Raw genomic sequence first — 24,074 nt, 5'->3', positions numbered from 1 at the left:
ATCGCGCGACCATGCCCTTGAAGTCGCATTTGGCTCAGCCGGGATTCACTGGATGCTAACCCAGGCGGCGGAGGCGGATTAGGCGCGTCCTAATCGGCACAGAAGAAATCTGTAGTTTTCCGGCACGCGCCGCAACTTATGAGTAGTTTCACGACATCTACCCGCCGGGCGGACCGGCTCGCGCCAAGGTTTGAAACCATCACCGCGCACGCCGCGATGTGACGTTGGCAGGAGGGAAGCACCATGCGCGATCCACGCTACGACATTCTGTTCGAACCTGTGAAGATCGGGCCGGTCACCGCCAAGAACCGTTTTTACCAGGTCCCGCACTGCAATGGCGGTGGCTATCGCGATCCTTCGGCCGCGGCCGAGATGCGCCGGATCAAGTCGGAAGGCGGCTGGGGCGTCATTTTCACCGAGCAGACCGAGATGCATCACACCTCGGAGATCACGCCCTTCATCGAGCTCAGGCTATGGGACGACGCCGATATTCCGGCGCTTGCCAAGATGGCCAAGGCCATGCACCAGCATGGCGCGCTGGCAGGCATACAGCTCGCCTATTCGGGCATCAACGGTCCGAACCTCTACACCAAGGAGGTGCCGCGCGGACCGTCGGCCTTGCCCATCCGGACTTTCACCAACGATCCGGTTCAGGCGCGCGCCATGGACAGGCAGGATATACGCGACCTGCGCCGCTGGCATCGCAATGCCTTCAGACGTGCCAGGCAGGCGGGTTTCGACCTGGTGTGCCTCTACGGCGCGCACGGCTTCGGCATCATCCAGCACTTCCTGTCCACCGCCACCAACCAGCGCAACGATGAATATGGCGGCTCGCTGGAAAACCGCTCGCGGCTGATGCGCGAGCTGATCGAGGAAGGGCGCGACGCCATTGGCGACACCTGCGGCCTGACGCTGCGTTTGTCGCTGGACGAGATGATCGGCGAGCTCGGCTTTGCCAATTCGGAGGTGCGCGATCTGATCGAGATGCACGCCGACCTGCCCGACCTCTGGGACTTGGCCCATGGCGCCTGGGAGGACTGTTCGGGGCCGTCGCGGTTCAAGGAGGAGGCCGCGCAGGAAAGCCTGGTGTCCGGCATCAAGAAGCTGACTTCGAAGCCGGTCGTGGGCGTCGGCCGCTTCACGTCGCCGGATGTCATGGTCAGGATGATCAGGTCCGGCACGCTCGATTTCATCGGCTGCGCCCGCCCGTCGATCGCCGATCCCTTTCTGCCGAAGAAGGTGGAGGAGGGGCGCATCGAGGACATCCGCGAATGCATCGGCTGCAACATCTGCATCACCGGCGACATGACCATGTCGATCTCGCGCTGCACGCAAAACCCCACCTTCATGGAGGAATGGCGCAAGGGCTGGCATCCCGAGCGCATGCAGGCCAAGGGCGACAGCGAGAGCGTGCTAATCGTCGGCGCCGGTCCCGCCGGGCTGGAGGCCGCTCGCGCGCTCGGCCAGCGCGGCTATCAGGTCGCCATCGCCGAGGCCGGCACCGAACTTGGCGGCCGTGTCGCCCGCGAGTGCCGCTTGCCTGGCCTCTCGGCCTGGGGGCGTGTGCGCGACTATCGCCAGTACCAGCTCAGCCAGATGCCCAACGTCGACATCTATTTCGAGAGCCGGTTGTCCGCCGAGGACATCCTGGCCTTCGGCTTTCAGAACATCGCCATCGCCACCGGCTCGACATGGCGCCGCGACGGTGTGGCGCGTGCGCATCTCGTACCGATGCCAGCGGACCCGGCGATGCCGGTCTACACGCCGGACGACTTGATGGGCGGCACCGTGCCGACCGGCAGCATCGTGCTGTTCGACGACGACCACTATTACATGGGCGGCGTTTTGGCCGAGCTCATGGCGCGCCAGGGCGCGAAGGTGACGCTGGTGACGCCATCCGCCTATGTGTCCGACTGGACACGCAACACGCTGGAGCAGGGCGCCATCCATCGTCGGCTGGCCGAGCTTGGCGTCGATATCGTGCTGAACCGGGTCGTGACGCGCATTGTATCGGGCGGTGTTGTCACCGCCTGTGCCTATACGGGTTCCCGACACGATATCGCTGCGGATGCGGTGGTGCTGGTGACATCGCGCCAACAAGACGATGGGGTCTGGCACGAGCTGAAGACACGGCGCGACGAGTGGGCGCGTAGCGGCATCCGCTCGATCAAGGTCATCGGCGATGCCGAGGCACCGGGTCCGATCGCCTGGGCAACTTACGCCGGCCACCGTTTCGCCCGCGAGCTGGACGAAGCCGATATTGGCGATGCGCTGCCATTCCGGCGGGAAGTGACGGCCCTCGCGGCGGAATAGGGCGACCTGAAAATATGGGTTCCGCAAACGACCCTTTGCCGGCGGCTGATCGATATCCCGATCGGCTATCGTCTCTAGCAATACCAATTCGCCGGTCATCATGATCGCGGAGAAGGCGGCGAGAATGATCTTGCGGGACGCGTTGCCGTAGCCTGGGGTTATCCCGAGCCACTTTTGGAAAGCTCAGGCGGGAAACAGGAACGCGGCCTCCGGGTCGAAAAAGACCTGCCGGCTCGATGGCGACACATCCCGCGATTGCATGGCGGCGGAGGTCGGTCTGATATCGACCTTCTGTCCGTCGGCGGTCTGCGCGACGATGCGCCGGCGCTCGCCATAGAAAGCGGTATCGACCACGTCGACGGTGAGTTCCGCGCTCGTCGGGCTCCGCTCCATGCAAAAGGCTTCCGGTCGGATCATCAGCCGGGCCTTCTGGCCTTTGCCGAAAGTACCGTTGACCTTGATCCCGGAAACGACCGAACCGTCCGCCAGTCGGATCGTTGCCGTGCCATTGCTGGTGCCGAGATGTTCGGCGGCAAGGAAATTCGAATTGCCGATGAAGCCGGCGACGAAATCGGTCGCGGGTCTCAGATAGAGATCCTCGCCGGTGCCTGTCTGTTCGATGCGGCCGTCCCTGAACAGGGCGATGCGGTCCGACAGGTGCAGCGCCTCTTCCTGGTCGTGGGTGACATAAAGGATGGTGACGCCGGTTTCGCGATGGATGCGGCGGATCTCGGCCTGGATTTCTTCGCGCAGCTTCTTGTCGAGCGCCGACAAGGGCTCGTCCATCAAAAGGATCGGCGGATCGTAAGCCAGCGCCCGGGCCAGTGCTACGCGCTGCTGCTGGCCGCCCGACAGCGCGCCGGGCAAGCGCGCAGCGAAACTTTCCAGCCGCACCAGGGCCAGCATGTCGGCGACCTTCTTTTTCACCTCCGCCTCCGGCCGGCGGCGCACGCGAAGCGGAAAGGCGACGTTCTCCGCCACGCTCAGATGCGGAAACAACGTGTAGCGCTGGAAGACCATGCCGATGTTGCGCTTGTGCGAGGGTATCGCCAGCAAGGATTTGCCTTCCAGCCGGACGTCGCCGGAGCTCGGATCCTGGAAGCCGGCGATCGCATAGAGCGTCGTCGACTTCCCCGAACCCGAAGGGCCGAGGAAGGTCAGGAACTCGCCCTTTGGAATGTCGAGCGTGACGTCATGCACGGCGGTGATCGCGCCGAATGCCTTGCGCAGGCCGCGGATGGAAAGGAAGGGCTGGGTCATGTCCGGAACTTTCGCTGCAGCAACGCCGTCACCACCATCAGGGCGAGCGTCAGGCCGACAAGCAGGCTGGAGGCGGCGGCGATCACCGGGCTCAAATCCGACCGCAAGCTGCCCCAGATCTTGACCGGCAAGGTCTGCAGGCTGGGGCTGGCCATGAAGATCGCCACAACGACTTCGTCCCACGAGGCGAGGAAGGCAAAGATCGCCGCGGAGAAGATGCCGATGCGAATGGACGGCAAGGTGATCCGAAGCTTGGCCTCGAAGGGACTCGCGCCGCAGACGATTGCCGCGTCCTCGATCGACTTGTCGAAGCCCTCAAGCGCGGTGGCGATCGGGATGATGGCGAAAGGCAAGGCCAGCACGGTGTGGGCGATGACGAAGCCGATCGTGGTGCCGCCGAGGCCAAGGCGCAGGAAGAAGGCGTAGATGGCGATGGCGAAGACGACCACCGGCAGCACCATCGGCGTCAGCAGCAGGCCGCGCAGGATCTCGCGTCCGTGGAACTGGCCGCGAACCAGGGCGAAGGAGGCGAGCAGGCCGATCACCACTGCCAGGATCGCCGTCATGGTGGCGATCTTGGCGCTGGTCAGCGCCGCGTCGAGCCAGGCCGGGTCGGCAAAAAGCTCCTGATACCATTTGAGTGTCCAGCCGGGCGGCGGAAAGGCAAGCCAGCGCGACGAGCCGAAGGAGAGCAGCACGATGAAGACCACCGGCAGCAGGAGAAAGCCGGCGACCAGCGCGGTGAAGCCGAGCAGGGCGATTTTCAGCCATCCCAGGCGCTCGTAGTCGAGCAGCATCTCAGATGCCTCCGCTCATGCGCCTGGCGCCGACAAGGCGCAGCTGCAACGCGTACAGCGCCATGGTGACGACCAGCAGGATGAAGGCGGCGGCGCTGCCGAGCCCCCAATTGAGCAGCGACTGGATCATCTGCGCGATCATTTCGGCCAGCATCATGTTCGACGTGCCGCCGAGCAGTGCCGGGGTGACGAAGTAGCCAAGCGACATGACGAAGACCATCAGGCCGCCGGCCGCGATGCCGGGCAGCGACAGCGGCAGCAGGATGCGGCGGAATGCCTGGAAGGGGCTTGCGCCGCACAGTGCCGCCGCCCGCAGCGTCATCGGATCGATCGCCCGCAGCGTGCCGACCAGCGGCAGGATCATGAACGGCAGCATGATGTAGACCATGCCGATGGTGACGCCGGTCAGGTTGTTGATGAGCGGCAGCGGCTGGTCGATGACGCCGATGGCGAGCAGCGCCCGGTTGATGACACCGGTGCGCTGCAGCAGCACCATCCAGGCATAGGTGCGGGTCAGGAGATTGGTCCACATCGACAGGATGATGATGCCGAAGACGATCGAGGCCAGACCCGATGGCATGATCGCCAGCATCCAGGCCACCGGGAAGGCGACCAGCACGGTGACGGCGGTGACCACCGCGGCAACCAGGAAGGTGTTGAAGAACACCCGCGCATAGGTTCCGTCACCGAGCAGCGTCGCGTAGTTCTGCAGGCCGGGCTCGGGTTCGGTGATGCTGCGCAAAAGCAGGGCCAGCACCGGCACGACGAAGAACAGCGCGATCAGCACCAGCGCCGGCAAAAGGCCACCGAAGCCTGCCGGCATCCGAAATGTTGGTAGGCTCTGGCGTGTTTCGACCGACATGGCAGCGATCCGGCTGTGGGGACGAGACGCCGTCTCGTCCCTTTCTGTTCGAGGGGCAGGCTTACTTCGCCTGCCAGGCATACCAGCGCGTGGCGATCTCGTCGCGGTGCTCGGCCCAGTAGTTCATGTCGAGGTTGATCTGCCCGTCGACATGGGCATCCGGCAGCGCCTTCACCGCATCGGCCGGCATCTCGGCCTTGGCCTTGGTATTGACAGGCGCATAGCCGCTGGCTTCGGCGAACTTCGCCTGGCCGGCCGGGCTGCTTGCCGCGGCGAGGAACTTCATCGCGGCGTCCTTGTTCTTGGCGCCCTTCGGCACCACCAGCACGTCGGCGGCGGTCAGGTTCTGGTTCCAGGAGACGCCGACATCGGCGCCATCCTTCTCCAGCGCGAAGACGCGGCCGTTCCACAGCTGGCCGAAGGTTGCTTCGCCGGATGCGATCAATTGCTGCGACTCCGCCCCGCCGCCCCACCAGACGATATCCGATTTGATGGTGTCGAGCTTCTTGAAGGCGCGGTCGAGGTCGAGCGGATAAAGCTTGTCGGCCGGAACGCCGTCGGCCAGCAGCGCGATCTCGATGACGCCGGGCGCCGACCATTTGTAGAAGGTCCGCTTGCCCGGGAACTTCTTGGTGTCGAACATGTCGGCCCAGCCGGCCGGGTCGCCCGAAACGGAGCCCTTGTTCCAGGCGAGCACGAAGGAATAGTAGAAGCTGCCCACGGCGTGATCGGTGGTGAAGCGTGGATCGAGGTCTGCCTTCGGCACGGCGGCGAAGTCGATCGGCTCCAGCAAGCCGTCCTTGGCCGCCTTGATGGCGAAATCCATTTCGACGTCGACGACATCCCAGTTGACGCTGCCGGCGTCGACCATCGCCTTCAGCTTGCCGTAGTCGGTCGGACCGTCCTGCATGACCTTGATGCCGGATGCGGCGCTGAACGGTTCGGCCCAGGATTTGGTCTGCGCTTCCTGGGTCGTCCCGCCCCAACTGGTGAACACCATGTCCTCGGCCCTTGCGGCCGTCGATGCCAGAAGTGTCGTTGCGAGAAGTGTTGTTGCAAGAAGGCGGGCAAGGGCGCCGGTGATGATCGGTTTCATGTCGTTCGTTCTCCTCTGTTTGTTTTCGTTGTTGGCTGTCCGCGACCGGCGTTTTCGCCTTGATCGCGTTTCCCCGGCATGCGGCGGCTACCGCATGACAAAAGGATCGGGAATGGGGTCGTCCGAGGTGCGTATCCAGACCGATTTCGAACGCGTGTAGTCGCGGATCGCGTCCATGCCGCCTTCGCGGCCGAGGCCTGACTGGCCATAACCGCCAAACGGAACCAGCGGCGAGACGGCGCGATAGGTGTTGACCCAGACCACGCCGGCATGGATGCCGCGCGCCATACGGTGCGCCTTGGCGAGATTGGTGGTGAAGACGCCGGAGGCGAGGCCGAACGGCGTGTCGTTGGCCAGCGCCAGGGCTTCGGCTTCCGTGTCGAAGGCGATCACGCTGAGCACCGGACCGAACAGCTCCTCGCGCACGCAGGGCAACCCGGTATTGTCATGCGCATCGATGATCGTCGGCGCGTAATAGAGCCCGCCTGCCTGACCGGGTCTTTCACCGCCGGTGACCAGCCGCCCGCCTCCGGCAAGGCTCGCCGCGACGACCTTCTCGATCCATTCGCGCTGCCGCGACGTGGCCAGCGGTCCCATCTCGGTTGCCGGATCCTGCGGATCGCCGATCCGGATCGCCTCGGCCTTGCGCTTGAGCCTCGCCAGGAATTCGTCCTTTGCCGACCGCTCGACCAGCAGCCGGGAGCCGGCGACGCAGCTCTGGCCGGTGGCGGCGAAGATGCCGGAGACGACCGCGTTGGCGGCGCTGTCCAGGTCGGCATCGGCAAACACCACGACCGGGCTTTTGCCGCCCAGTTCGAGCGTCGTGTAGGCGAGGTTCTCCGCGGTATTCCTGACGATCTGCCGGGCGGTTGCCGGACCGCCGGTGAAGGCGACGCGAGCGACGAGCGGATGACTTGTCAGGCGCTGGCCGCAATCATGGCCGAAGCCGGTCAGGATGTTCACGGTCCCGGCCGGAAATCCTGCCTCATGGACGAGCTCGGCAAAGGCGAGCAACGGGGCAGGGCCATCCTCGGAGGCCTTGAGGACGACGGTGCAGCCGGCCGCCAGCGCTGGCCCGAGTTTGACGGCGGACAGGAAGAGCTGCGAATTCCATGGCACCAGGGCGGCGACGACGCCGATCGGTTCGGGCCGGATCGTCACCTCCATGTCCGCCTTGTCGATGGGGACGAACGAGCCTTCGTGCTTGTCGGCCAGCCCGCCATAATAGCGGTAATAGTCGCCGACATAGGCGATCTGGGCGCGGGTCTCGCGGATGATCTTGCCGGTGTCGCGGGTTTCGAGTTGCGCCAGCCGATCGGCATTGGCGACGACGAGATCGCCGAGCCGCACCAGAAGCTTGCCGCGCGCCGTCGCCGTCATCGATGCCCACGGGCCGGAGCGCAACGCCCGGTACGCAGCCTCGACGGCGCGGTCGACATCGGCGGCCGTCGCCGCCGGCATCTTTGCCCATGGCGTTCCCGTCGAGGGATCGATGCTGTCGAAGGTCGCCGCAACTTCGGCGAAACCTCCATCGATGTAGTTCCTGAATTCGTCGGTGCGCATCACGCGTGCGATCCTTCGAAGGCCGGTATCACTTTGTCGATGAAGAGCTGCAGCGATTTCTTCTTGCGCTGGTGGGAAAGGCCGCTGTCGATCCAGATCGAATACTGGTCGTAACCGAGCGCCTCGTAGGCCTTCAGCCTGGCGATCACCTCGTCGGCTTCGCCGATGACCAGGTTCTGCCTGATCTTGTCCGGCGCATATTGCGGCATGGCCGCGATCTCGGCTTCGGTCAGCGGCTCCAATATGCCCTGGCGCACCGGCTTCTTGTTCTGGAACCAGGCGCCGAACTGGCAGTAGAATAGCGACAGATCCTTCGTCAGCTGCTCGGCATCGGCGGCGTCCTCGGCAACGAATGTGTGCATCAGCAGCATGATGTCAGGCCGCGCTATGTCGGGGTGGGCAGCACAGGCAGCGTTGAAGCGCTCCATAAGGCTCACCACTTCGCCATCGCCAGAGGCCAGCGGCGTCACCTGCACATTGCATTTGCTGGCCACGGCGAAGTCGTGCGAGTTGGGGTCGCGCGCCGCAACCCAGATCGGCGGATAGGGCTTTTGCAGCGGCTTGGGCGACGAGGTGGTCGAGGGGAACGACCAGAACTCGCCGGAGAGTTCGAAATCGCCATCCCACAGGCCACGGATTGCAGGCACCATTTCGCGCATGCGCTGGCCCGCGCCCCATGCTTCCAGGCCGGGGAACAGCCGCTGGTATTCGTAGGCGTAGGCGCCGCGCGCTATGCCGATATCGAGCCGGCCGCCGGCAATGACGTCGGCCATCGCGGCTTCGCCGGCGAGCTTGATCGGATGCCAGAACGGCGCGACGATGGTACCGGTGCCGAGCCGAATGCGCTTTGTCCTGGCTGCGAGCCAGGCGATGTTGATGAACGGGTTCGGCGAGATGGTGAATTCCATGCCATGGTGCTCGCCGATCCAGGCGGTCTCGAAGCCTGCCGCCTCGGCCTGCAGAACCAGCTCTTCCAGCTCGCCGACAAGCTCGGAATGCGGCTTTGCCAGATCCGAGCGCTCCATGTGGACAAAAAGCGAGAATTTCATCGGCTTCACCTGCGACCGGACTGAAGAATTGCGGAAGGCGAGGGCCGGGCGAGTGGCTGGACTTCACCTTCGACCTCGTTGCCGACATAGACGCCGAACGCATCTTGCGTGCGTTCGCGCGCATAGCGGGCAAGCATCGAACGCACGGCCGGGTCGGCGATCTTCAACGCGGCGATCTGTTCGATGTCGACAAGCCTGACACGGCGGTCATCAGTGCAATGGCCCTCGACCGTACCGCGATAATAGACATGCGTGCGCGAGGGATTGGCTGCATCGTCCCACACGGCGAACAGGAAGCCGAGCTGCGCCTCGACAGCCCTGGCGGCAAGACATCCCTTGAGGCTGCGCGCATCTTTCGACGTGCCGAGCCCACGTCCGGCCGGCAATTCGTGAAACCCGTCGGATGTCTCGAAGAACAGCACACGGCCCTCATTTTCCAGAATGGCGCCGACTTCCGTGTCGGGCGGCACGGCCGCCAGCGCCTCCTGGCTGAGGCCAGGCGTCACATAGGTGCCCCGGCAATAGCCCAGCGGCTGCGCTCCATTGTGGCTGAAATCGCGAACGCGGCCGATGAGGATCGAATGATCGCCGGCGTCGACCAACTGCTCCATGGCGCAATCGAACACCGCGACGGAACCGTCGATCAGGGGATTGCCGGTCTGGCCGGCCTGCCAGCCGACGCTCGCGAACTTGTCCGCCGCCTTGGAGGCAAAGATGCCAGATTGGGCCTTTTGGCTCTCAGACAGGATGTTGATGGCAAAACCCCTCGATGTCGAGAACGCGCTGTGGCCCAGCGCTTTCTTGGCGATGCAGACGAGCACCAGCGGCGGTTCGAGCGAGACCGAGGTGAAGGAGTTGGCGGTGAAGCCGCGCGGCTCGCCCTCCGCGTCGATCGTGGTGACGATGGTGACGCCGGTCAGGAAGGAGCCGAGCGCACGCCGGAATTCGCTGCTGTCGAAGGTGCCGTCGGCTTGCGGCTTCGCGGCTTGCCCGGTGTCGAGGAAGGCGCTGATGTGCCGGCTCACCTTTTCGGGCGAGGCGATCGCCATCATGTGCCTTTCTCGGCTCAGCACCAGGCATTGACCATGCGGCGCGAGCCTCGCCATCGCCGCCGACATTGCCGGGGTCGAATTGCTGTCTTGCGATCCGGTCATGAACAGGGCTGGTGCGGCAAGCCTGGCCAAGGTGTCGGCGTGCTCGGCATCGGCGCGGGCAAACAGGCGATAGGTGCGCGCGTAGCCTTCGGGGTCGACGCCTTCAAGGGCAGCGCGCGCCGTGGCGGCCGCATCGGCCAGGCTCTCCGGCAGCGGATCGCCGAACCAACGGGCCAATGTTGCCGCAATGGCGGAAGCATCGCCGTGCGAGCCAAGCGCCGCCGCACGCTCGCTCACCGCCTGCGCAAGGGTGGCCGGGCGGCGGAACACCGCGTTGAGGCAGACGAGGGAACGGACGCGCGACGGTGCGTGAAGGGCGATTTCCAGGGCGACCAGAGCCCCCATCGAATGACCGACGATCGACACCGAAGCCAGACCAAGATGGTCGATCAGGCGCAGTGCCTGATCGGCGAAGTCTGTGAGGCCAGCATCTTCAGGCGGCAGCGGCGAACCGCCATGGCCGAGCATGTCGATGGCGATCAGATCGTGATTGTCTTGCATCGACGCGATCTGATCGTGCCAGATCGTCGCGTTCATGCCGACGCCGTGGATGAGCAGCACCGGCGCGCCGGAGCCGGCACGGATGAAGCCGGTGCCGTCCGGCGCCGTTTGCCGGACCCATGCGGTGGCGGCGAGCTCAGCCATGCAGGTCCCCGACTTCCCTGAGGTCCTGATAGCGGTCGCCGATGCGGTGGTGCGGGCGCCCGCCGATCGAGGCGCCAAGCGCCACCACCAGTTCATCGGGAGCGGGCGCATCGCCGATCTGGAAATGCACGGTCAGATAGTGCGAACGGCGGCCTTCGTCGTTCTTGTCCATCAGCGGGATCATGATCGGCGTGTTCGGCCCGCCGCGTAGATTGGTGAAGGCGAGATAGGTCTTGGCGCCGACGGCACGGCGGTAGTGATTGCCGAAATGCAGCGTGTGGATCAACGCGGATGCGTGCTCGATCTCGCCCGCCGTTCCGCAGATGGCGGCCTTGCCATAGCCTTCGATAGCCTCGCCCGAACCGGCGACGGCGATGATCTCGCGGGTCAGCATTTCGCCGAGGACGGGGGCAAAGGCGCGGATCTCCGGCGACAGGTCGTCGGTGAAGCCCCGGCCGGCCCAGGGGTTCGTCAGCACCGCGGCGACGCCGATAAGGCGCAAGGGCTTGGGTGCCGTCTTGCCGCCCTCGATCAGCGTGTTCTCGATGTAGGTGACGGTCTTGCGAATGGCCGGTTTCATCAGAAGTCCTTGGTCGGATGGCGCCTTGCCGCGCCGTCATCACTGTATCGTCTTATGGTATACCATGCTATGGAGCGCCAAGAACCTTGTCAATCGCCTATGGAATCTGTTTTGTGGCTGCGCGAGGAGGCAGAGAGAAATGTCAGACGATACGCTGCGGATCGACCGCTCTGCCAAGACATTGCGGGCGCTGGCGCTGGAGCGCATGCGCGAGGCAATCATGGGCTTCCATTTCCAGCCTGGAGAAAGGCTGGTCGAACGGCCGCTTTGCGATCAGCTCGGGGTCAGCCGTTCCGTTGTGCGCGAGGTCTTGCGGCAACTGGAGGCGGAAGGCCTGGTGCAGATGATACCAGGCCATGGGCCCGCCGTGGCCAAGCCGGATCTTGGCCGAACCGACGAGATCTATGAATTGCGGGCACTGCTGGAAGGCATCGCGGCGCGGGCTTGCGCGACCTCCGCGACCGAGGAGCAGATCGCCCTGCTCGACGGCGCCTTTGTGAAACTTCTTGAAGCCTGGGCGTCAGGGGAGCCGGTCGAGGTGATGCGGGCTACGGCGAACTTCTATGAGAAGTTCTTCGACGCTGCTGGAAAGCGCATCGCCTGGGAGATCGTGCAGGGATTGAATGTTCGCATCAACCAACTGCGCTCGATGACCATAAGTTCGACCAATCGCCGGGAACCGGCGATAGCCGAAATGACTGCGATCGTGGACGCCATCAAGTCGCGCGACCCCGACAAGGCCGAGGCCGCCGCCCGGCATCATGTCGAACAGGCTTGGTCCATCGCGCAGAAATTGCTGCGCTCGAGATGATCAGCCGTTTGTCATGAGGACCATGCGATAATTTGTCGACAACCTAGCCTGTGGACGCAGCGCGATCCGTCAGTCTCGGCGCTTGGGGAACGGCATGCATGCGCCGCCACCGCATGGGGGCTTCGGTTCCTTGGAGCGGAATGGTGCCAAAGCATGATCCAATCCATCAAGGTTGCCGTGATCCCGACCGATGCCGTAGACAGGCGGCCGCAACGACGTTTTCCAATGGTGGAGAAGAAACACATGTCGGACCAGATGAAGACCATCTCCGTTGCCAAGTCGCACGGCGGTGTGCAGGGCGTCTATTCCCACGCCTCGGATGCCTGCTCCTGCGACATGATTTTTGCCGTCTTCGTGCCGCCCCAGGCCCGTGAAAAGCCTTGCCCCGTCGTATGGTACCTCTCCGGCCTCACCTGTACGCATGCCAATGTCATGGACAAGGGGGAATACAGGCGGATGGCCGCCGAGCTTGGCTTGATCGTTGTCTGTCCCGACACCAGTCCGCGTGGCGCCGATGTTCCCGACGAGAAGGACAATTGGCAGTTTGGCAGCGGTGCTGGCTTCTACGTCGACGCGACGCAAGCGCCCTACGCCACGAACTACCGCATGTATTCCTATGTGACCGAGGAATTGCCGGCGTTGATCGCGCGGGAATTTCCGGCCGACATGGCGCGCCAGGCGATCTTTGGCCATTCCATGGGCGGGCATGGCGCACTGACCATAGCGCTCAAGAATCCCGGGCGCTTCAAAAGCTGCTCGGCCTTCGCGCCGATCGTGCAGCCGAGCACCGCCGGCTGGTCGCGCCCGGCCTTCGAGAAGTATCTTGGCGCGGACGAGACATCATGGCGTGGCTACGATGCCACCTCGCTCATCGAGGATGGCCACCGCTTCCTGGAGTTTTTCGTCGATCAGGGCACCTCGGACGGATTTCTCAATGACGGGCTGAAGCCCTGGCTGCTGGAAGCGGCCTGCGCCAAGGCCGGCATTGCGCTGACCTTGCGGATGCAGGACGGCTACGATCACTCGTATTTCTTCATCTCGACATTCATGGAAGACCATCTGAGATGGCATGCCCAGAGATTGTCCTAGAGATTATTCCCGAGATTGTCTGGCTAGACTCTTGGCACCGGGCACGCTGAACCAAGGAATAACCCCGAGCGGGTCTAATCCCGTAGCAGGTCGAACATCAGCTTGAAGAAACGGTCCGCATCGACCTCGTGGGCGATCCGCGCATTGTCCTTCTCGCCGCGCTCGCCCCAGAAATCGGCGACCGTCGCGCCGAAAGCATAGGTCCCGGACAAATCGACGCCGATATGGGCGGGACGCGTGCGCACCAGTGTCGGGTCGATGGCGAGCGCCAGGGCCAGCGGATCATGCATGGCGCCGCCGACGCCCATCGAGTTGCGGTGCAGTTTCTCGTAGAACAGCAGCCAGTCGTTGACGAGCTTGCCGAGCGGCGTGTCGATCGTGGCGAGTTCGGCATATTGCGGCGCCTCGATCAGCACCTGCATGGTGACGTCGAGGCCGACCATCAGGATCGGCACGCCGCTGTCCAGCACGATCTTCAGCGCCTCCGGGTCGCAGAAGGCATTGAACTCGGTCGGCGTGATGATCTCGCTCTTGCGGTAGAAGACACCGCCCATCCAGATCAACTCCTTGATCTTCGGCAGCACATCGCGGTGCTTGAGGATCATCAGGCCGATATTGGTCAGCGGGCCGGTGGCGACGACCAGGATCGGCTCGGGCGCTGTGCGGAGCTTGTCAGCCAGGAAATCGACGGCGTGCTGGTCGATCGGCTTGATCGTGGCCTGCGGCAAATAGGGCGAGCCCTCGAGGCCGCTTGGGCCATCGGCGGTGCCAAGCACCAGCGGCCGCGCCAGCGGACGGTGACAGCCCTGCGCCACCGGCACATCGCCGGCACCGATATACTCGAGGATGCGCAGCGCGTTGGCCGTCGTCTTCTCGACCTCGGCGTTGCCACAGGTCGTGGTGACGCCGAGTAGCTCGATGGCCGGCGAACGATGCGCCATGACCAGCGCGATGGCGTCGTCGTGGCCAGGATCGCAGTCGAACAGGATGGGAGTTGCAGTGGTCATATTTTCCGTCCTCACGCGGCTTGTTCGTAGCGCGCGATGGTTTGCTTGAAGAGGTTGAGGAAGCGGCGGCCGTCGAGATCGGTGCAGATCCGTGTGGTCTTCGGTCCGCCGCCGGGCAGCAACTGCCGGCCGCGATGGGCAACCGTCTGTCCGCGCGCGAGGCGCCCGTCCAGCACGACATCGACGAAGAGCGGTTCGGTCATGGTGGCAAGGCCAGGATCGAAGGCCAGCGCGACGGTGATGACGTCGTCCATCGGGAAGCCGACAAGGTCGAAGAACTCGCGCCAGATGTCGATATAGATCGGGAAACTGTCGGCGATCATCTCGAAGACCGCGTTCTTACGGGCAATTGCCCGCATGTCGGCGATGTCGTCGCGCGTCAGCATCGAGGCGGCGACGCGGTTGTCCTCGCAGATGTCGAGCGGCACCAGGATCTTGTCGACATCGGCGTTGAGCACAATGCGTGAAGCTTCCGGATCGGCCCAGATGTTGTACTCCGACAGCGGCGTGATGTTGCCGGGCGTCTGGAAGTTGCCGCCCAGCACCAGCAACCGCTTGAGCGCGCCCGTCAGGCGCGGCTCCTGCAGCAGCGCCATTGCCGCATTGGTTAGCGGCCCCGTCGTCACCAGCGTGATCTCGCCGGGATTGGCCATGACGGTCTCGATGATGAAATCGACAGCGTGCCCTGGCGTTGCCGAGCGGGATGGAAGCGGTGCCGGCGGGTTGAATTTCTTCAGCCTGTCGCCGAAACGGGCAACGAGCCGCTTTTCGAAATGAACCGGCGCCTCCATGTCGGCCTTGGCATTGCCGACGATCGGCCGCCACGCGCCGGCGTGGACCGGGATGTCGTCGCGCCCGGCAAGCGTCAGCGTGTTGAGGACGACATTGGTGACCTGTTCGATGGGGCCGGCCGCACCGGTCACGGTGGTGACGCCTTCGAGCCGGACATTCGGGTTCGCCGCGGCAAACAGCACGGCGAGGATGTCGTCGCCGGCAGAATCCACGTCGAGGATTATGCGTTCCATGAAAGTTCCTTCATTGCGGATTTTTGTCGACCGGAGCGCTGTTCCTGTCCACCGACAGAAGTTTCTGCATCGATGCCAGCGTCTCCTTAATGATCCTTGGCCGCGCCCGGTAGGACAGTGCGAACAGCGCCGTCAGCGCGACGACGTAGGGCACGGTGAGCACCAGATAGGACGGGAACCCGAACGTCTGCAGGCGCAGCGAGAAGGCGTCGGCGAAGCCGAACAAAAGGCAACCGGCCAGCACCTTCAGCGGATCGCCATTGGAGAAGATGAGGATCGCTACCGCCATGAAGCCACGGCCTGAGGACATGTTCTCGGTGAACATGGTGATGTAGCCGAGCGACAGATGCGCGCCGGCGAGCCCCGCGAGCAACCCGCACAGCAGCGAGGCGACGTAACGGACGCGGGTGATCGAGATGCCGAGCGCCTCGGCGGCTTCGGGTTTTTCACCGACGACGCGGATATAGAGCCCGAGCCGGGTGCGGCTGTAGAACAGCACCAGCAGAGGCACCGCGATGAACGCGACATAGACGATCGGCGTGAAACCCGAGATCAGTGGCGCCCACGAGCCGAGCAGCGCCTGGGCGCCGGGTATCTGCACCTTGGGCAGGCCGACAATGCCATGGCCGACGATCGATCCGCGCGTGCCGAAGATCGCCTTCATCAGCGAGATCGTCATGCCGCCGGCGAGGATGTTGAGGGCCAATCCAACGACCACCTCATTGGCCCGGAACGTCACCACCAGCACGGCAAAGGCGAGTGCGAAGGCAAGTGCGGCGGCAACGCCGCAGGCGACCCCCGCGAATGCCGAGCCCGTCCAGATCGAGCCGATGACGGCGAAGAAGGCGCCGGCCAGCATCTGCCCCTCGAGGCCGATGTTGAAGATGCCGGCCTTGGTGGTGAACGACCCGCCAAGCGCGACCAGGAGAATGGGCGCGGTGGTGCGCAGCGTCGCCGCTATCAGCGCGACGTTGACGAGCTTGTCTAGAATTTCCATCGCCGCTCCCCTGCCTGGCTGTCGCCGCGGCGTCTGACCAGAACCTGCGCCGACACGCTGAGGATGATCAGCGCCTGGATCACGGTGATGATTTCGCGCGACGCTGTGGTGTCGACCTCGAGCAGCAGCGACCCGCTGCGAAGCGCGCCAAAGAACAGCGCCGTGACGATGGTGGCGACCGGCGAGCCGTTGGCGAGCAACGCCGCGATCAGCCCGTCGAAACCGAAACCCGGAGCAAAGCCCTCCATGAACCGGTGATGCACGCCAAGGGTCTCGATGCCCCCGGCCAGTCCGCCGACGGCGCCTGAAAGCAGCAGCACCACGAAGCCCTGCCGTTTCACGTTGACGCCGCCATATTCGGCGAACTTCGGCGCCGAGCCGACCATCGTCACGCCGTAGCCCCAACTGGTGTAGCGGAACACGAGCGCGACACCGAGCGCCAGCAGCAGGCCGATGACCAGCCCCCAGTTCAGCCGCGAAAATGAAAAGATCTCCGGCAGATAGGCCGTTGCCAGGATCGGTGGCGTCTCGGACCAGCCGCCGGGCCGTTTGAACAGGAAGATAGTGAAGTAGGAAGTCAGCAGGACCGCGATATAGTTCGACAGGATCGTCGAAACGACTTCGTTGGTGTTGTAGCGGGCCCGGAAATAGGCGGGGATGGCGACCCAGGCCGCGCCCGCGACGACAGCAAGCGCCAGGGCCGCCAGCGTGTGAATGCCCGCGGGCAGGGAAAAGGAGAAACCGACCCAGGCGGCGGCAAATCCGCCAAGGAACAACTGCCCCTCTATGCCGACATTGAACATGCCGCCGCGCAGCCCGATGCAGGCTGCGACACCGCAAATCAGGATCGGCGTCGTCTGCAGCAACGTGCCGGCGATCTTTTCCCGGTCGCCGAAGGCGCCACGCAACAGCGTCATGAAGACACGGACCGGGCTCTCGCCGACCATGAGGATGATGACCGCGCCCATCAGCAGGGCCACGCCTATGGCGATGATCTGGCCGGAAAAAGCGCGCAAACGGTCAGTCATTATGCGGACTCCAGCTGCGGCGAGACACCCGCCATCATCATGCCGATCCTGTCTTCGTCGGCATCGTCGCCGGCAACTTCGCCCATGATGCGCCCGTTGAACATCACCAGGATGCGGTCGGCGAGGGCGGCCAGTTCGTCAAGCTGCACGGAGATCAGCAGGATGGCACGGCCGGCCGCGCGCTGGCGCATGATCTCGTCATGGATGGCCTCCTGGGCGCCGATGTCGACGCCGCGCGTCGGCTGGTCGATCAGCAGGAAGTCGGCGCCATTGGTGAATTCGCGCGCCAGCACCACTTTCTGGATGTTGCCGCCCGAAAGCCGCTTGACGGCGTCTCCTGATCCCTGCGCACGAATGTCGAAGCTCTTGATCAGGGCGTTGGCGCCCTGGCCGATGGCCTTCCAGTTGAGCACGCCCTTGTTGGACCACGGCGCACGATGCTGGCGGCCCATCAACGTGTTTGCCGCGATCGACGCATTGCGATCGACGCCGCGCACCATGCGGTCGCCCGGAACATGGGCAAGGCCGGCCTCGCGAATTGCGGCGGTGGAGAGCGTGGTGAGATCCTGGCCCTTCAACCAGGCTCCGCCATGGCTTGCCGGCCGCAGGCCCGAAAGCACCTCGGCCAGTTCCGTCTGCCCGTTGCCGGCGACGCCGGCTATGCCCACAACCTCGCCGGAACGGACAGCAAAGCTTGCACCACGAACAGCCGGCAGCCGGCGATCGTCGCGCGCCCACAGATCCTTGACGTCGAGGACCACGTCGCCATGCAGCGCCGCGCGCGGCCGCCGGTCGAAACTGACCTCGCGGCCGACCATCATGCGCACCAGCTCGTCCTTGCTGAGTTCCGACGTCGGACGGGTCGCCACCTTCTTGCCGTTGCGCAGTACGGTCACCGTGTCGGACACCTCCATCACCTCTTCCAGATGGTGCGAGATGAAGATCACGGTCATGCCCTCGGCGACGAAGCTGCGCAGCGTCTGGAACAGTTCGCGGCTCTCTTGCGGCGTCAGCACGGCGGTCGGCTCGTCGAGGATGATGGTGCGGGCGCCGCGCACCAGGACTTTCAGGATTTCGATGCGCTGCTCGATGCCGACCGAGAGCAGCCGGACGCGCTCGGTTGGATCGACATGCAGTCCGAAGCGCTTCGACAGGTCGCGCGTGCGCAAAATCTGCGCGGCATGGTCGATCAGCCCATGCCGGCGGATTTCCATGCCGAGAAAGACGTTGTCGGCGACCGACAGCGAAGGCACCAGCTTGAAATGTTGGTGCACCATGCCGAGCCCAGCCTTGATGGCGACGGCCGGGTCGGCCACCACCGTGGCCTCGCCATTCAGCCGGATCGACCCTTCGTCGGGCTGGAGCAGACCGAACAGGATGTTCATCAGCGTCGTCTTGCCGGCGCCATTCTCGCCGATGATGGCGTGGATTTCACCCCGGCGCACGGCAAGGTCGATACCGTCATTGGCAACGAACGCACCAAACCGCTTGGTGATAGCAGTCAACTCGACGGCCATTGCGGCAGTGCTGTGGAGGGTCGGTGACCCCGGCGCGTTCGACACTATGGCTCTCGTAGATTTGGGGCTCTCGCAGATTGGGAGCTCTGGCAGATTGGACGCTGATCCGCCACGGCAAGCCGCGGCGGATCAGCGTAGCGCTTTCTTGGGAGGAATGCGCTGCTGCTGGCTTACTTCGCCTTGGCGATCACGATCTTGCCGTCGAGGATGCCCTTCTTGATCTCGTCCAGCTTGGTGGTCACGTCAGCCGGGATCTTGGGGGCGATGTCGTCGCAGACCTTGACCTCGACGCCGCCCGAGGCGAGGTCGAACGTGCGGGTGCCCGCGGTGACCTTGCGGCCCTCGACCTCGTCCTTGATCAGCGTGTAGACAGCGATGTCGCCGCGCTTCAACATGCTTGCGAGCACGTTCCCGGGCGCCGAGCCGCACATGTCGATGTCGACGCCGATCGAATATTTGTCGACCGCGGCACTTGCCTGCATCACGCCTTCACCTGTCGGGCCGGCAACGTTGTAGACGATGTCGGAGCCCTGGCCGTAGAGCGCCTGGGCAAGCTCGCTGCCCTTGGCCGGATCGTCGAAGGTGCCGGCGAACACGGAATTCACCTTCACATCGGGCGCGGCGTATTTGGCGCCCTGTTCGTAGCCGCCGAGGAAGTTGCGGATCACCGGGATGTCGCGACCGCCGACGAAGCCGATTGCCTTGCCGTCGCCGATCTTGGGAAATTCGCTGCCCTTGGCCTCGATCATGCCGGCCAGAGCGCCAGCGACGAAGGAACCCTGCTCCTCGGCGAAGTTGGCGTAGATCATCTTGGGGTTGTCGAGCACGCCGTCGATGAAGACGAAGCGCTGGTCGGGATACTCCTTGCTGACTTTCTGCAGCGAATCCACCAGTTCCCAGCCCATCACGAAGATCAGGTCGTACTGCTTGCCCTTGGCGAGGTTCTCGAACTGCTCCTCGTAGTCGAGGGCCCGGTTGCCGGTATCGACCAGCTTGAGGTCGATGCCGAAGTCGGTCTTGGCCTTGTTGAGGCCGTTGACGATCGAAACGCCGAAGCCCTGGGCAAAATAGCCCGAGATGGCGGCCACGGAGACCTTGGTCTGTGCGGCAGCCGAACCCAACGAAACGGCAAGCATCGTGCCTGCCAGGAATAAACTCTTGAGCGCCCTTTTCATGTCATTCCCCTTCAGCTTTTTTCAGCTTTAAAGCCATGCCTTGACCATCCCCACGTATCGCCGGGACAACGGCGAGTTCGTTGATGGTCATATGAGTTTATGAGCGGCCCGACAGGCTGTCAATCGGCATCCATTGCAGTTTTCCTGGCCGCTCCATTCGCTTGCTCGACGTCGACGCTTGACAAACACCCATGATGGATAATTGTTGATACTCTAACGAGTTTTCATGAGTGACGGGACGAAGGATACGCGCAATGCCAGCTGTGATGGTCAGGAAATTTCTGGTCCAGGTCGAGGAGATCTTCCATGAGGGCGGCCCTCCCGCGCCGCGCCCCCCCAAGCGCGGCGCGATCGTGGCCGTCATCGCCAACCCTTTCGCCGGACGCTACGTGGAAGAGATCACGGGCTTCATGGAGGATCTGAAGCCGCTCGGCCTCGAAATGGCGCGGCGCCTGATCGATGCCATCGGCGATGGCATCGCTTCTGTCGAAGGCTATGGCAAGGGTGCCGTCGTCGGTGCCGCCGGCGAGCTTGAACATGGCGCACTGTGGCACAATCCGGGCGGCTACGCGATGCGCGAACTTCTTGGCAATGCCAAGGCTATCGTGCCCTCGACCAAGAAGGTCGGCGGTCCGGGAACGCGCATCGACATTCCGATCACCCACATCAACGCCTCTTACGTGCGCAGCCATTTCGACGCGATCGAGATCGGCGTTGGCGATGCGCCGCGCAGCGACGAGATGGCAGTCATCCTGGCGATGACCACCGGTGCGCGCGTTCATGCGCGGGTCGGCGGCCTGGCTGCAGCCGACATCAAGGACGAGGACGGATTGCGATGAGCATGGAAATCCGCCGCATCATCACCATCGTCGAGGAAACGCGCATCGAGGGCGGTCGCGCTGTCGACCCGCCGACGCGGCGTGCCGCGGCCATCGCAGTGATCCGTAACCCGTATGCTGGGACCTTTGTCGAGGATCTGTCGGCGTTGAGCGCCATTGGCGAGGCGCTGGGCGATATATTGCCCAGGCGTGCCGTCGCTGCCCTCGGCATCGCCGGCGACCAGGTCGAAAGCTTCGGCAAGGCAGCCGCCGTCGGCGCCGACGGCGAGCTCGAACATGCCGCCGCCATCCTTCATCCAAAGCTCGGCGCCCCATTCCGCGATGTGCTCGGCAAGGGCGCCGCGCTCATTCCCTCATCGAAAAAGCGTGGCGGCCTCGGCGTGCCGCTCGACATTCCGCTTGGCCACAAGGATGCGGCACGGGTGCGCAGTCATTTCGACGGCATGGAGGTTCGCGTTCCCGACGCACCGCGCGCCGACGAGATCGTCGTCGCCATCGCCGTCACCGATTCCGGCAGGCCGCACCCCCGCGTCGGCGGGCTGACCAAGGACAAGATTATCGGCAAGGACGGCGTCAGCTAGGCCGCTCTGACTTCCGGCACCCGCATTGCCGGCGGGGTGTTGCGGCTCCGGCCGGTCCGCACCTCGCCGTCGATGACGACCATGCCGATGCCCGGCAGATTGCCCAACGCCACGCTGTCGAGCAGCCCATCGCCGGCACCGCCCATCGCCTGATCGATGAAGATAAGGTCGGCGGCGCGGCCGACTTCGATGATGCCGCGGTCAGCCAGCCCGCGCACCCGCGCCGTGTTGCCGCTGGCAAGGCAGAACGCCACTTCCGGCGCAATACCGCCCAGCGAAGCCAGCATGGTCAGGATCCGCAGGATGCCGAGCGGCTGCACGCCGGATCCGGCCGGGCTGTCCGTGCCGAGGACGATGCGCGAAAGCTCGCTGCGCTGCCTTGCCAGGTCGAGCACGAACAGGCCGGTGCGCAGATTGCCGTTGTGGACGATCTCAAGCGCCCGCGAGCCGTTTTCGCAGATCTGCCGGATCTCGCTTTCCGGCAGAGCCGTCGGCCCGCCATTGACGTGGGCAACGATATCGGCGTCGACCTCCAGCACGACATCGGCGCCGATGCGGCCGGAGCCGGGCAGGGACGGACCGCCCGTATGGGTCATTGAGGTCATGCCGTATTTGCGCGCCCAGGCGATCATCTGCCTGCCGGTCGGACCGTCCTTGACGCCGCCTAGTCCAACCTCGCCGACGAGCGTCACACCAGCTTCGGCCAAGGTGCGGAAATCGTCCTCGGTGAGGCCGGGCTCAAGGATGGGCGCGCCGGCAAGGATCTTCATGCCGTTGGGACGGAAGTTGGCGAAGGTGCGCTGCGCCGCGATCGCCAGCGCCTTCAGCCCGACCAGGTCGCGTGGGCGGCCGGGCGTGTGGACCTCGCCCGCCGAAATGATCGTGGTGACGCCGCCATGCACGGTCGAATCCATCCAGCCGATCTGGTTCTGCCGCGGCGTCCAGTCGCCAGCCACGGGATGGGCATGATTGTCGATAAGCCCAGGCGCCACCCCGCAGCCCATCGCATCGATGATAGTCGCCGCATTGCCGCTATCGACGCCATCGGCCTTCCCAATACCGGTTATGCGCCCGTCGGCCACGACAATGGTGTCGGCGTCGATGATGGGATGGCTGAGGTCGCCGCTCAGCATCAGGCCGATGTTGCGGACGACGAGCGTGTTGGCAGACGACTTGGGGTCGGACGACATCGGTTCTCATTTCTGCTGGTATGGAAAAGGGCCTGGGCGCGGCTTATTTGCCGTTGTCCCCATTCGATGGATCATCGTCATTGATGCGCTGGAGCAGCCGCAGCAACGTCGCTTGCTCGGTGGCTGACAGAGGCGACAGGAACCGCCGTCCGACCTCGACGCTGCGTCCGAGCCGCTCAAGCGTATATTCGGTACCTTTCTCGGTCAGCGCGATCATCGACAGGCGCTGATCGGTGTCGGAAGCGCTGCGCGTGATCAGCCCGTGCTTGAGCAGCTTGCGCATGACGATGCTGATGGTCGACGGGTCCATCGCCGTCAGCCGGCCGAGATGGTTCTGCGAGACTTCGCCATGTTTGAGGATCGTGGCAAGCGCCGCGAACTGGGTTGGCGAAAGGTCTTCACCAGCCATGACCTGCTGGAAACGCAGCGTCGCGCGCTGATGCGCCTTGCGGATGACGTGCGCGGGATGCTCGTCCAATGCGTAGCCGGTCTCGGCGTATCGCTCCAGCACCTGCTCGCGGCTCAGTGGCACCGCGCTGCCGCGTTGTCGCTTCGGTGCCTCATCTTTCCCGGATTTCATTTCGGTCGTCAAACCGGACTCCTATCGCATGTCTTGGATACCGCTGGCTCTAAAAGGCTCACGCCGCGACGCTTGCCGGCTGCAGCGACGTCCCGTCGCGCAAGGCCGTGACGACGCTTGCCGAATCGCTGACCACGCCGAAATGCGTCGCTATGTCGTAGAGCGAGCTTTCCTGCTCGCGCGGTCCGGTCGCCGCGCAGCAATCGCTCGGCACTACCACTTCATAACCCTGGAAAAAAGCGTCGTGGACGGTCGATCGCACGCAGATGTTGGTGACCACGCCGAAGATGATCAACTGGTCGACCTGCATGTCCCTGAGGGTCAGGTCGAGGTCGGTCTGGAAGAAGGCCGAGTAGCGCCGCTTGATGACGTGGATCTCGTCGTCGCGCGCACCGAGATCCTCGATGATTTCCGGTCCCCAGCTTCCCTCCACGCAATGCGGTGTGCGCTTTACCCATTCGCGCTCGCGGCGCATGCCCGGTCGGTGGGCATCGTGGACCCAGATTACCGGCACGGCGCGCGCGCGCCCCGCCTCGATGATGGCCAGTTGCGGCCTGACCAGCGTCTCGTATCCAGGCAGGACCATGGCCCCGCCGGGCTTGCAGAATTCATTGACCATGTCGATGACGACAATGGCTGCGCGTTGCGGATCGAGGCGCACCGCATCATCGTGCCGATGCGAGGAAAAAACGTCCACGGCCATGGCGATCTCCTTTGGTCGATCGTTGATGCTCATACAAAAAACCCTGGCGGATGCCAAGTCAATCCCGTTCGACGCAAAGCTGTGCTCTCCGGCCTTGCGCACGCCGCTCGGACAAGCGTATGCGCTATTTGTCCGGTGCGATATGGCCTTGACAAGGGTATGCAATCTTGCGCTCGATTTGTATGACCATCAATGATATTCAAGCCATTGAGC

The 24,074-nt window shown here is 64.1% G+C and carries 23 protein-coding genes; 6 read left to right on the top strand and 17 right to left on the bottom strand.

Features of this window, described 5'->3' with window-relative positions; genetic code table 11:
* Positions 1-243 precede the first annotated feature (243 nt).
* Positions 244-2,313: an FAD-dependent oxidoreductase gene (locus LB568_RS05030; RefSeq protein WP_224729430.1), complete on the top strand. Its 2,070-nt coding sequence runs from the start codon at positions 244-246 to the stop codon at positions 2,311-2,313.
* A gap of 183 nt (positions 2,314-2,496) precedes the next feature.
* Here LB568_RS05030 and LB568_RS05025 read toward each other — a convergent pair whose 3' ends face one another.
* From LB568_RS05025 to LB568_RS04990, 8 genes are all read right to left on the bottom strand, one after another.
* Positions 2,497-3,573: an ABC transporter ATP-binding protein gene (locus tag LB568_RS05025; protein ID WP_224729429.1), complete on the bottom strand. Its 1,077-nt coding sequence runs from the start codon at positions 3,571-3,573 to the stop codon at positions 2,497-2,499.
* Positions 3,570-4,370: an ABC transporter permease gene (locus tag LB568_RS05020; protein ID WP_013897022.1), complete on the bottom strand. Its 801-nt coding sequence runs from the start codon at positions 4,368-4,370 to the stop codon at positions 3,570-3,572. The genes LB568_RS05025 and LB568_RS05020 overlap by 4 nt, the downstream gene beginning before the upstream one ends.
* Before the next feature lies 1 nt (position 4,371).
* Positions 4,372-5,232, bottom strand: a complete 861-nt coding sequence (locus tag LB568_RS05015; protein ID WP_224729428.1) for an ABC transporter permease — start codon at positions 5,230-5,232, stop codon at positions 4,372-4,374.
* A 61-nt stretch (positions 5,233-5,293) separates the two neighbouring features.
* On the bottom strand, positions 5,294-6,328 hold the full coding sequence (locus LB568_RS05010; protein WP_224729427.1) for an ABC transporter substrate-binding protein: 1,035 nt from the start codon (positions 6,326-6,328) through the stop codon (positions 5,294-5,296).
* Between the two features lie 87 nt (positions 6,329-6,415).
* Positions 6,416-7,891, bottom strand: a complete 1,476-nt coding sequence (locus tag LB568_RS05005) for an aldehyde dehydrogenase (RefSeq protein WP_224729504.1) — start codon at positions 7,889-7,891, stop codon at positions 6,416-6,418.
* Entirely contained in the window at positions 7,891-8,940 is a 1,050-nt protein-coding gene (locus tag LB568_RS05000; protein WP_224729426.1) for an LLM class flavin-dependent oxidoreductase, read from the bottom strand. The genes LB568_RS05005 and LB568_RS05000 overlap by 1 nt, the downstream gene beginning before the upstream one ends.
* A gap of 5 nt (positions 8,941-8,945) precedes the next feature.
* Entirely contained in the window at positions 8,946-10,739 is a 1,794-nt protein-coding gene (locus tag LB568_RS04995; RefSeq protein WP_224729425.1) for an alpha/beta fold hydrolase, read from the bottom strand.
* A complete protein-coding gene (locus LB568_RS04990) occupies positions 10,732-11,319 on the bottom strand; it encodes an amino acid synthesis family protein (RefSeq protein WP_140780536.1) in 588 nt (195 codons plus the stop codon). The genes LB568_RS04995 and LB568_RS04990 overlap by 8 nt, the downstream gene beginning before the upstream one ends.
* Before the next feature lie 139 nt (positions 11,320-11,458).
* Here LB568_RS04990 and LB568_RS04985 point away from each other — a divergent pair, with 139 nt between their 5' ends.
* Together LB568_RS04985 and fghA are read left to right on the top strand one after the other, a co-directional pair.
* On the top strand, positions 11,459-12,130 hold the full coding sequence (locus LB568_RS04985; RefSeq protein WP_224729424.1) for a GntR family transcriptional regulator: 672 nt from the start codon (positions 11,459-11,461) through the stop codon (positions 12,128-12,130).
* A gap of 243 nt (positions 12,131-12,373) precedes the next feature.
* On the top strand, positions 12,374-13,219 hold the full coding sequence (fghA, locus tag LB568_RS04980; RefSeq protein WP_013897014.1) for an S-formylglutathione hydrolase: 846 nt from the start codon (positions 12,374-12,376) through the stop codon (positions 13,217-13,219).
* A gap of 74 nt (positions 13,220-13,293) precedes the next feature.
* On the opposite strand, the gene LB568_RS04975 is transcribed toward fghA, so the two are convergent.
* The 6 genes from LB568_RS04975 to LB568_RS04950 all read right to left on the bottom strand — a co-directional run bounded on the left by LB568_RS04975 (position 13,294) and on the right by LB568_RS04950 (position 19,968).
* The gene (locus LB568_RS04975) at positions 13,294-14,226 is read right to left on the bottom strand and encodes a nucleoside hydrolase (RefSeq protein ID WP_224729423.1); all 933 of its coding nucleotides are present in this window, start codon (positions 14,224-14,226) and stop codon (positions 13,294-13,296) included.
* A gap of 11 nt (positions 14,227-14,237) precedes the next feature.
* Complete coding sequence (locus tag LB568_RS04970) at positions 14,238-15,251, bottom strand: nucleoside hydrolase (RefSeq protein ID WP_224729421.1); 1,014 nt, start codon at positions 15,249-15,251, stop codon at positions 14,238-14,240.
* A 10-nt stretch (positions 15,252-15,261) separates the two neighbouring features.
* On the bottom strand, positions 15,262-16,248 hold the full coding sequence (locus tag LB568_RS04965) for an ABC transporter permease (RefSeq protein WP_224729420.1): 987 nt from the start codon (positions 16,246-16,248) through the stop codon (positions 15,262-15,264).
* On the bottom strand, positions 16,236-17,276 hold the full coding sequence (locus LB568_RS04960; protein WP_224729419.1) for an ABC transporter permease: 1,041 nt from the start codon (positions 17,274-17,276) through the stop codon (positions 16,236-16,238). Before LB568_RS04960 ends, LB568_RS04965 begins: the two co-directional genes overlap by 13 nt.
* On the bottom strand, positions 17,276-18,793 hold the full coding sequence (locus tag LB568_RS04955) for an ABC transporter ATP-binding protein (protein ID WP_224729418.1): 1,518 nt from the start codon (positions 18,791-18,793) through the stop codon (positions 17,276-17,278). The genes LB568_RS04960 and LB568_RS04955 overlap by 1 nt, the downstream gene beginning before the upstream one ends.
* Before the next feature lie 170 nt (positions 18,794-18,963).
* On the bottom strand, positions 18,964-19,968 hold the full coding sequence (locus tag LB568_RS04950) for a BMP family lipoprotein (RefSeq protein ID WP_140780530.1): 1,005 nt from the start codon (positions 19,966-19,968) through the stop codon (positions 18,964-18,966).
* A gap of 254 nt (positions 19,969-20,222) precedes the next feature.
* On the opposite strand from LB568_RS04950, the gene LB568_RS04945 reads away from it, so the two are divergent.
* Together LB568_RS04945 and LB568_RS04940 are read left to right on the top strand one after the other, a co-directional pair.
* Positions 20,223-20,807, top strand: a complete 585-nt coding sequence (locus LB568_RS04945) for an amino acid synthesis family protein (protein ID WP_224729417.1) — start codon at positions 20,223-20,225, stop codon at positions 20,805-20,807.
* Positions 20,804-21,388, top strand: a complete 585-nt coding sequence (locus LB568_RS04940) for an amino acid synthesis family protein (protein WP_140780528.1) — start codon at positions 20,804-20,806, stop codon at positions 21,386-21,388. Before LB568_RS04945 ends, LB568_RS04940 begins: the two co-directional genes overlap by 4 nt.
* Here the strand turns inward: LB568_RS04940 and LB568_RS04935 are convergent.
* Genes LB568_RS04935 through LB568_RS04925 form a run of 3 tightly spaced genes read right to left on the bottom strand, consistent with a single transcriptional unit; the run spans position 21,385 to position 23,861 of the window.
* Positions 21,385-22,578, bottom strand: coding sequence for an amidohydrolase family protein (locus LB568_RS04935; RefSeq protein ID WP_224729416.1), 1,194 nt, complete (start codon positions 22,576-22,578; stop codon positions 21,385-21,387). The genes LB568_RS04940 and LB568_RS04935 overlap by 4 nt on opposite strands.
* 43 nt (positions 22,579-22,621) lie before the next feature.
* Positions 22,622-23,170, bottom strand: a complete 549-nt coding sequence (locus LB568_RS04930; protein ID WP_224729415.1) for a MarR family winged helix-turn-helix transcriptional regulator — start codon at positions 23,168-23,170, stop codon at positions 22,622-22,624.
* Between the two features lie 46 nt (positions 23,171-23,216).
* Positions 23,217-23,861 (bottom strand): cysteine hydrolase family protein, encoded by a 645-nt coding sequence (locus LB568_RS04925; protein WP_224729413.1) that lies wholly within the window; start codon positions 23,859-23,861, stop codon positions 23,217-23,219.
* Here LB568_RS04925 and LB568_RS04920 point away from each other — a divergent pair.
* Positions 23,860-24,057 carry a hypothetical protein gene (locus tag LB568_RS04920; RefSeq protein WP_224729411.1) on the top strand — a complete coding sequence of 66 codons (198 nt, stop codon included), beginning with the start codon at positions 23,860-23,862 and terminating at the stop codon, positions 24,055-24,057. The two genes, LB568_RS04925 and LB568_RS04920, sit on opposite strands and share 2 nt — an antisense overlap.
* The last annotated feature ends 17 nt before the right edge of the window (positions 24,058-24,074 follow it).

The organism is Mesorhizobium sp. B263B2A (genome assembly GCF_020165775.1).
Taxonomy (GTDB): domain Bacteria; phylum Pseudomonadota; class Alphaproteobacteria; order Rhizobiales; family Rhizobiaceae; genus Mesorhizobium; species Mesorhizobium opportunistum.
The sequence above is the reverse complement of the archived record's forward strand: the minus strand, read 5'-3'. Positions and strand labels throughout refer to the sequence as shown.

Bases quoted from the DNA above. Each gene is read 5' to 3' on its own strand.
- LB568_RS04935 (WP_224729416.1), bottom strand. From the start codon at position 22,578: ATGTCGTCCGACCCCAAGTCGTCTGCCAACACGCTCGTCGTCCGCAAC.
- LB568_RS05015 (WP_224729428.1), bottom strand. From the start codon at position 5,232: ATGTCGGTCGAAACACGCCAGAGCCTACCAACATTTCGGATGCCGGCA.
- LB568_RS04955 (WP_224729418.1), bottom strand. From the start codon at position 18,793: ATGGCCGTCGAGTTGACTGCTATCACCAAGCGGTTTGGTGCGTTCGTT.
- LB568_RS04940 (WP_140780528.1), top strand. From the start codon at position 20,804: ATGAGCATGGAAATCCGCCGCATCATCACCATCGTCGAGGAAACGCGC.
- LB568_RS04945 (WP_224729417.1), top strand. From the start codon at position 20,223: ATGCCAGCTGTGATGGTCAGGAAATTTCTGGTCCAGGTCGAGGAGATC.
- LB568_RS05005 (WP_224729504.1), bottom strand. From the start codon at position 7,891: ATGCGCACCGACGAATTCAGGAACTACATCGATGGAGGTTTCGCCGAA.
- LB568_RS04950 (WP_140780530.1), bottom strand. From the start codon at position 19,968: ATGAAAAGGGCGCTCAAGAGTTTATTCCTGGCAGGCACGATGCTTGCC.
- LB568_RS04995 (WP_224729425.1), bottom strand. From the start codon at position 10,739: ATGGCTGAGCTCGCCGCCACCGCATGGGTCCGGCAAACGGCGCCGGAC.
- LB568_RS04985 (WP_224729424.1), top strand. From the start codon at position 11,459: ATGTCAGACGATACGCTGCGGATCGACCGCTCTGCCAAGACATTGCGG.
- LB568_RS05020 (WP_013897022.1), bottom strand. From the start codon at position 4,370: ATGCTGCTCGACTACGAGCGCCTGGGATGGCTGAAAATCGCCCTGCTC.
- LB568_RS05000 (WP_224729426.1), bottom strand. From the start codon at position 8,940: ATGAAATTCTCGCTTTTTGTCCACATGGAGCGCTCGGATCTGGCAAAG.
- LB568_RS04990 (WP_140780536.1), bottom strand. From the start codon at position 11,319: ATGAAACCGGCCATTCGCAAGACCGTCACCTACATCGAGAACACGCTG.
- LB568_RS04920 (WP_224729411.1), top strand. From the start codon at position 23,860: ATGGCGATCTCCTTTGGTCGATCGTTGATGCTCATACAAAAAACCCTG.
- LB568_RS05030 (WP_224729430.1), top strand. From the start codon at position 244: ATGCGCGATCCACGCTACGACATTCTGTTCGAACCTGTGAAGATCGGG.
- LB568_RS05025 (WP_224729429.1), bottom strand. From the start codon at position 3,573: ATGACCCAGCCCTTCCTTTCCATCCGCGGCCTGCGCAAGGCATTCGGC.
- LB568_RS04960 (WP_224729419.1), bottom strand. From the start codon at position 17,276: ATGACTGACCGTTTGCGCGCTTTTTCCGGCCAGATCATCGCCATAGGC.
- LB568_RS04965 (WP_224729420.1), bottom strand. From the start codon at position 16,248: ATGGAAATTCTAGACAAGCTCGTCAACGTCGCGCTGATAGCGGCGACG.
- LB568_RS04970 (WP_224729421.1), bottom strand. From the start codon at position 15,251: ATGGAACGCATAATCCTCGACGTGGATTCTGCCGGCGACGACATCCTC.
- LB568_RS05010 (WP_224729427.1), bottom strand. From the start codon at position 6,328: ATGAAACCGATCATCACCGGCGCCCTTGCCCGCCTTCTTGCAACAACA.
- fghA (WP_013897014.1), top strand. From the start codon at position 12,374: ATGTCGGACCAGATGAAGACCATCTCCGTTGCCAAGTCGCACGGCGGT.
- LB568_RS04925 (WP_224729413.1), bottom strand. From the start codon at position 23,861: ATGGCCGTGGACGTTTTTTCCTCGCATCGGCACGATGATGCGGTGCGC.
- LB568_RS04975 (WP_224729423.1), bottom strand. From the start codon at position 14,226: ATGACCACTGCAACTCCCATCCTGTTCGACTGCGATCCTGGCCACGAC.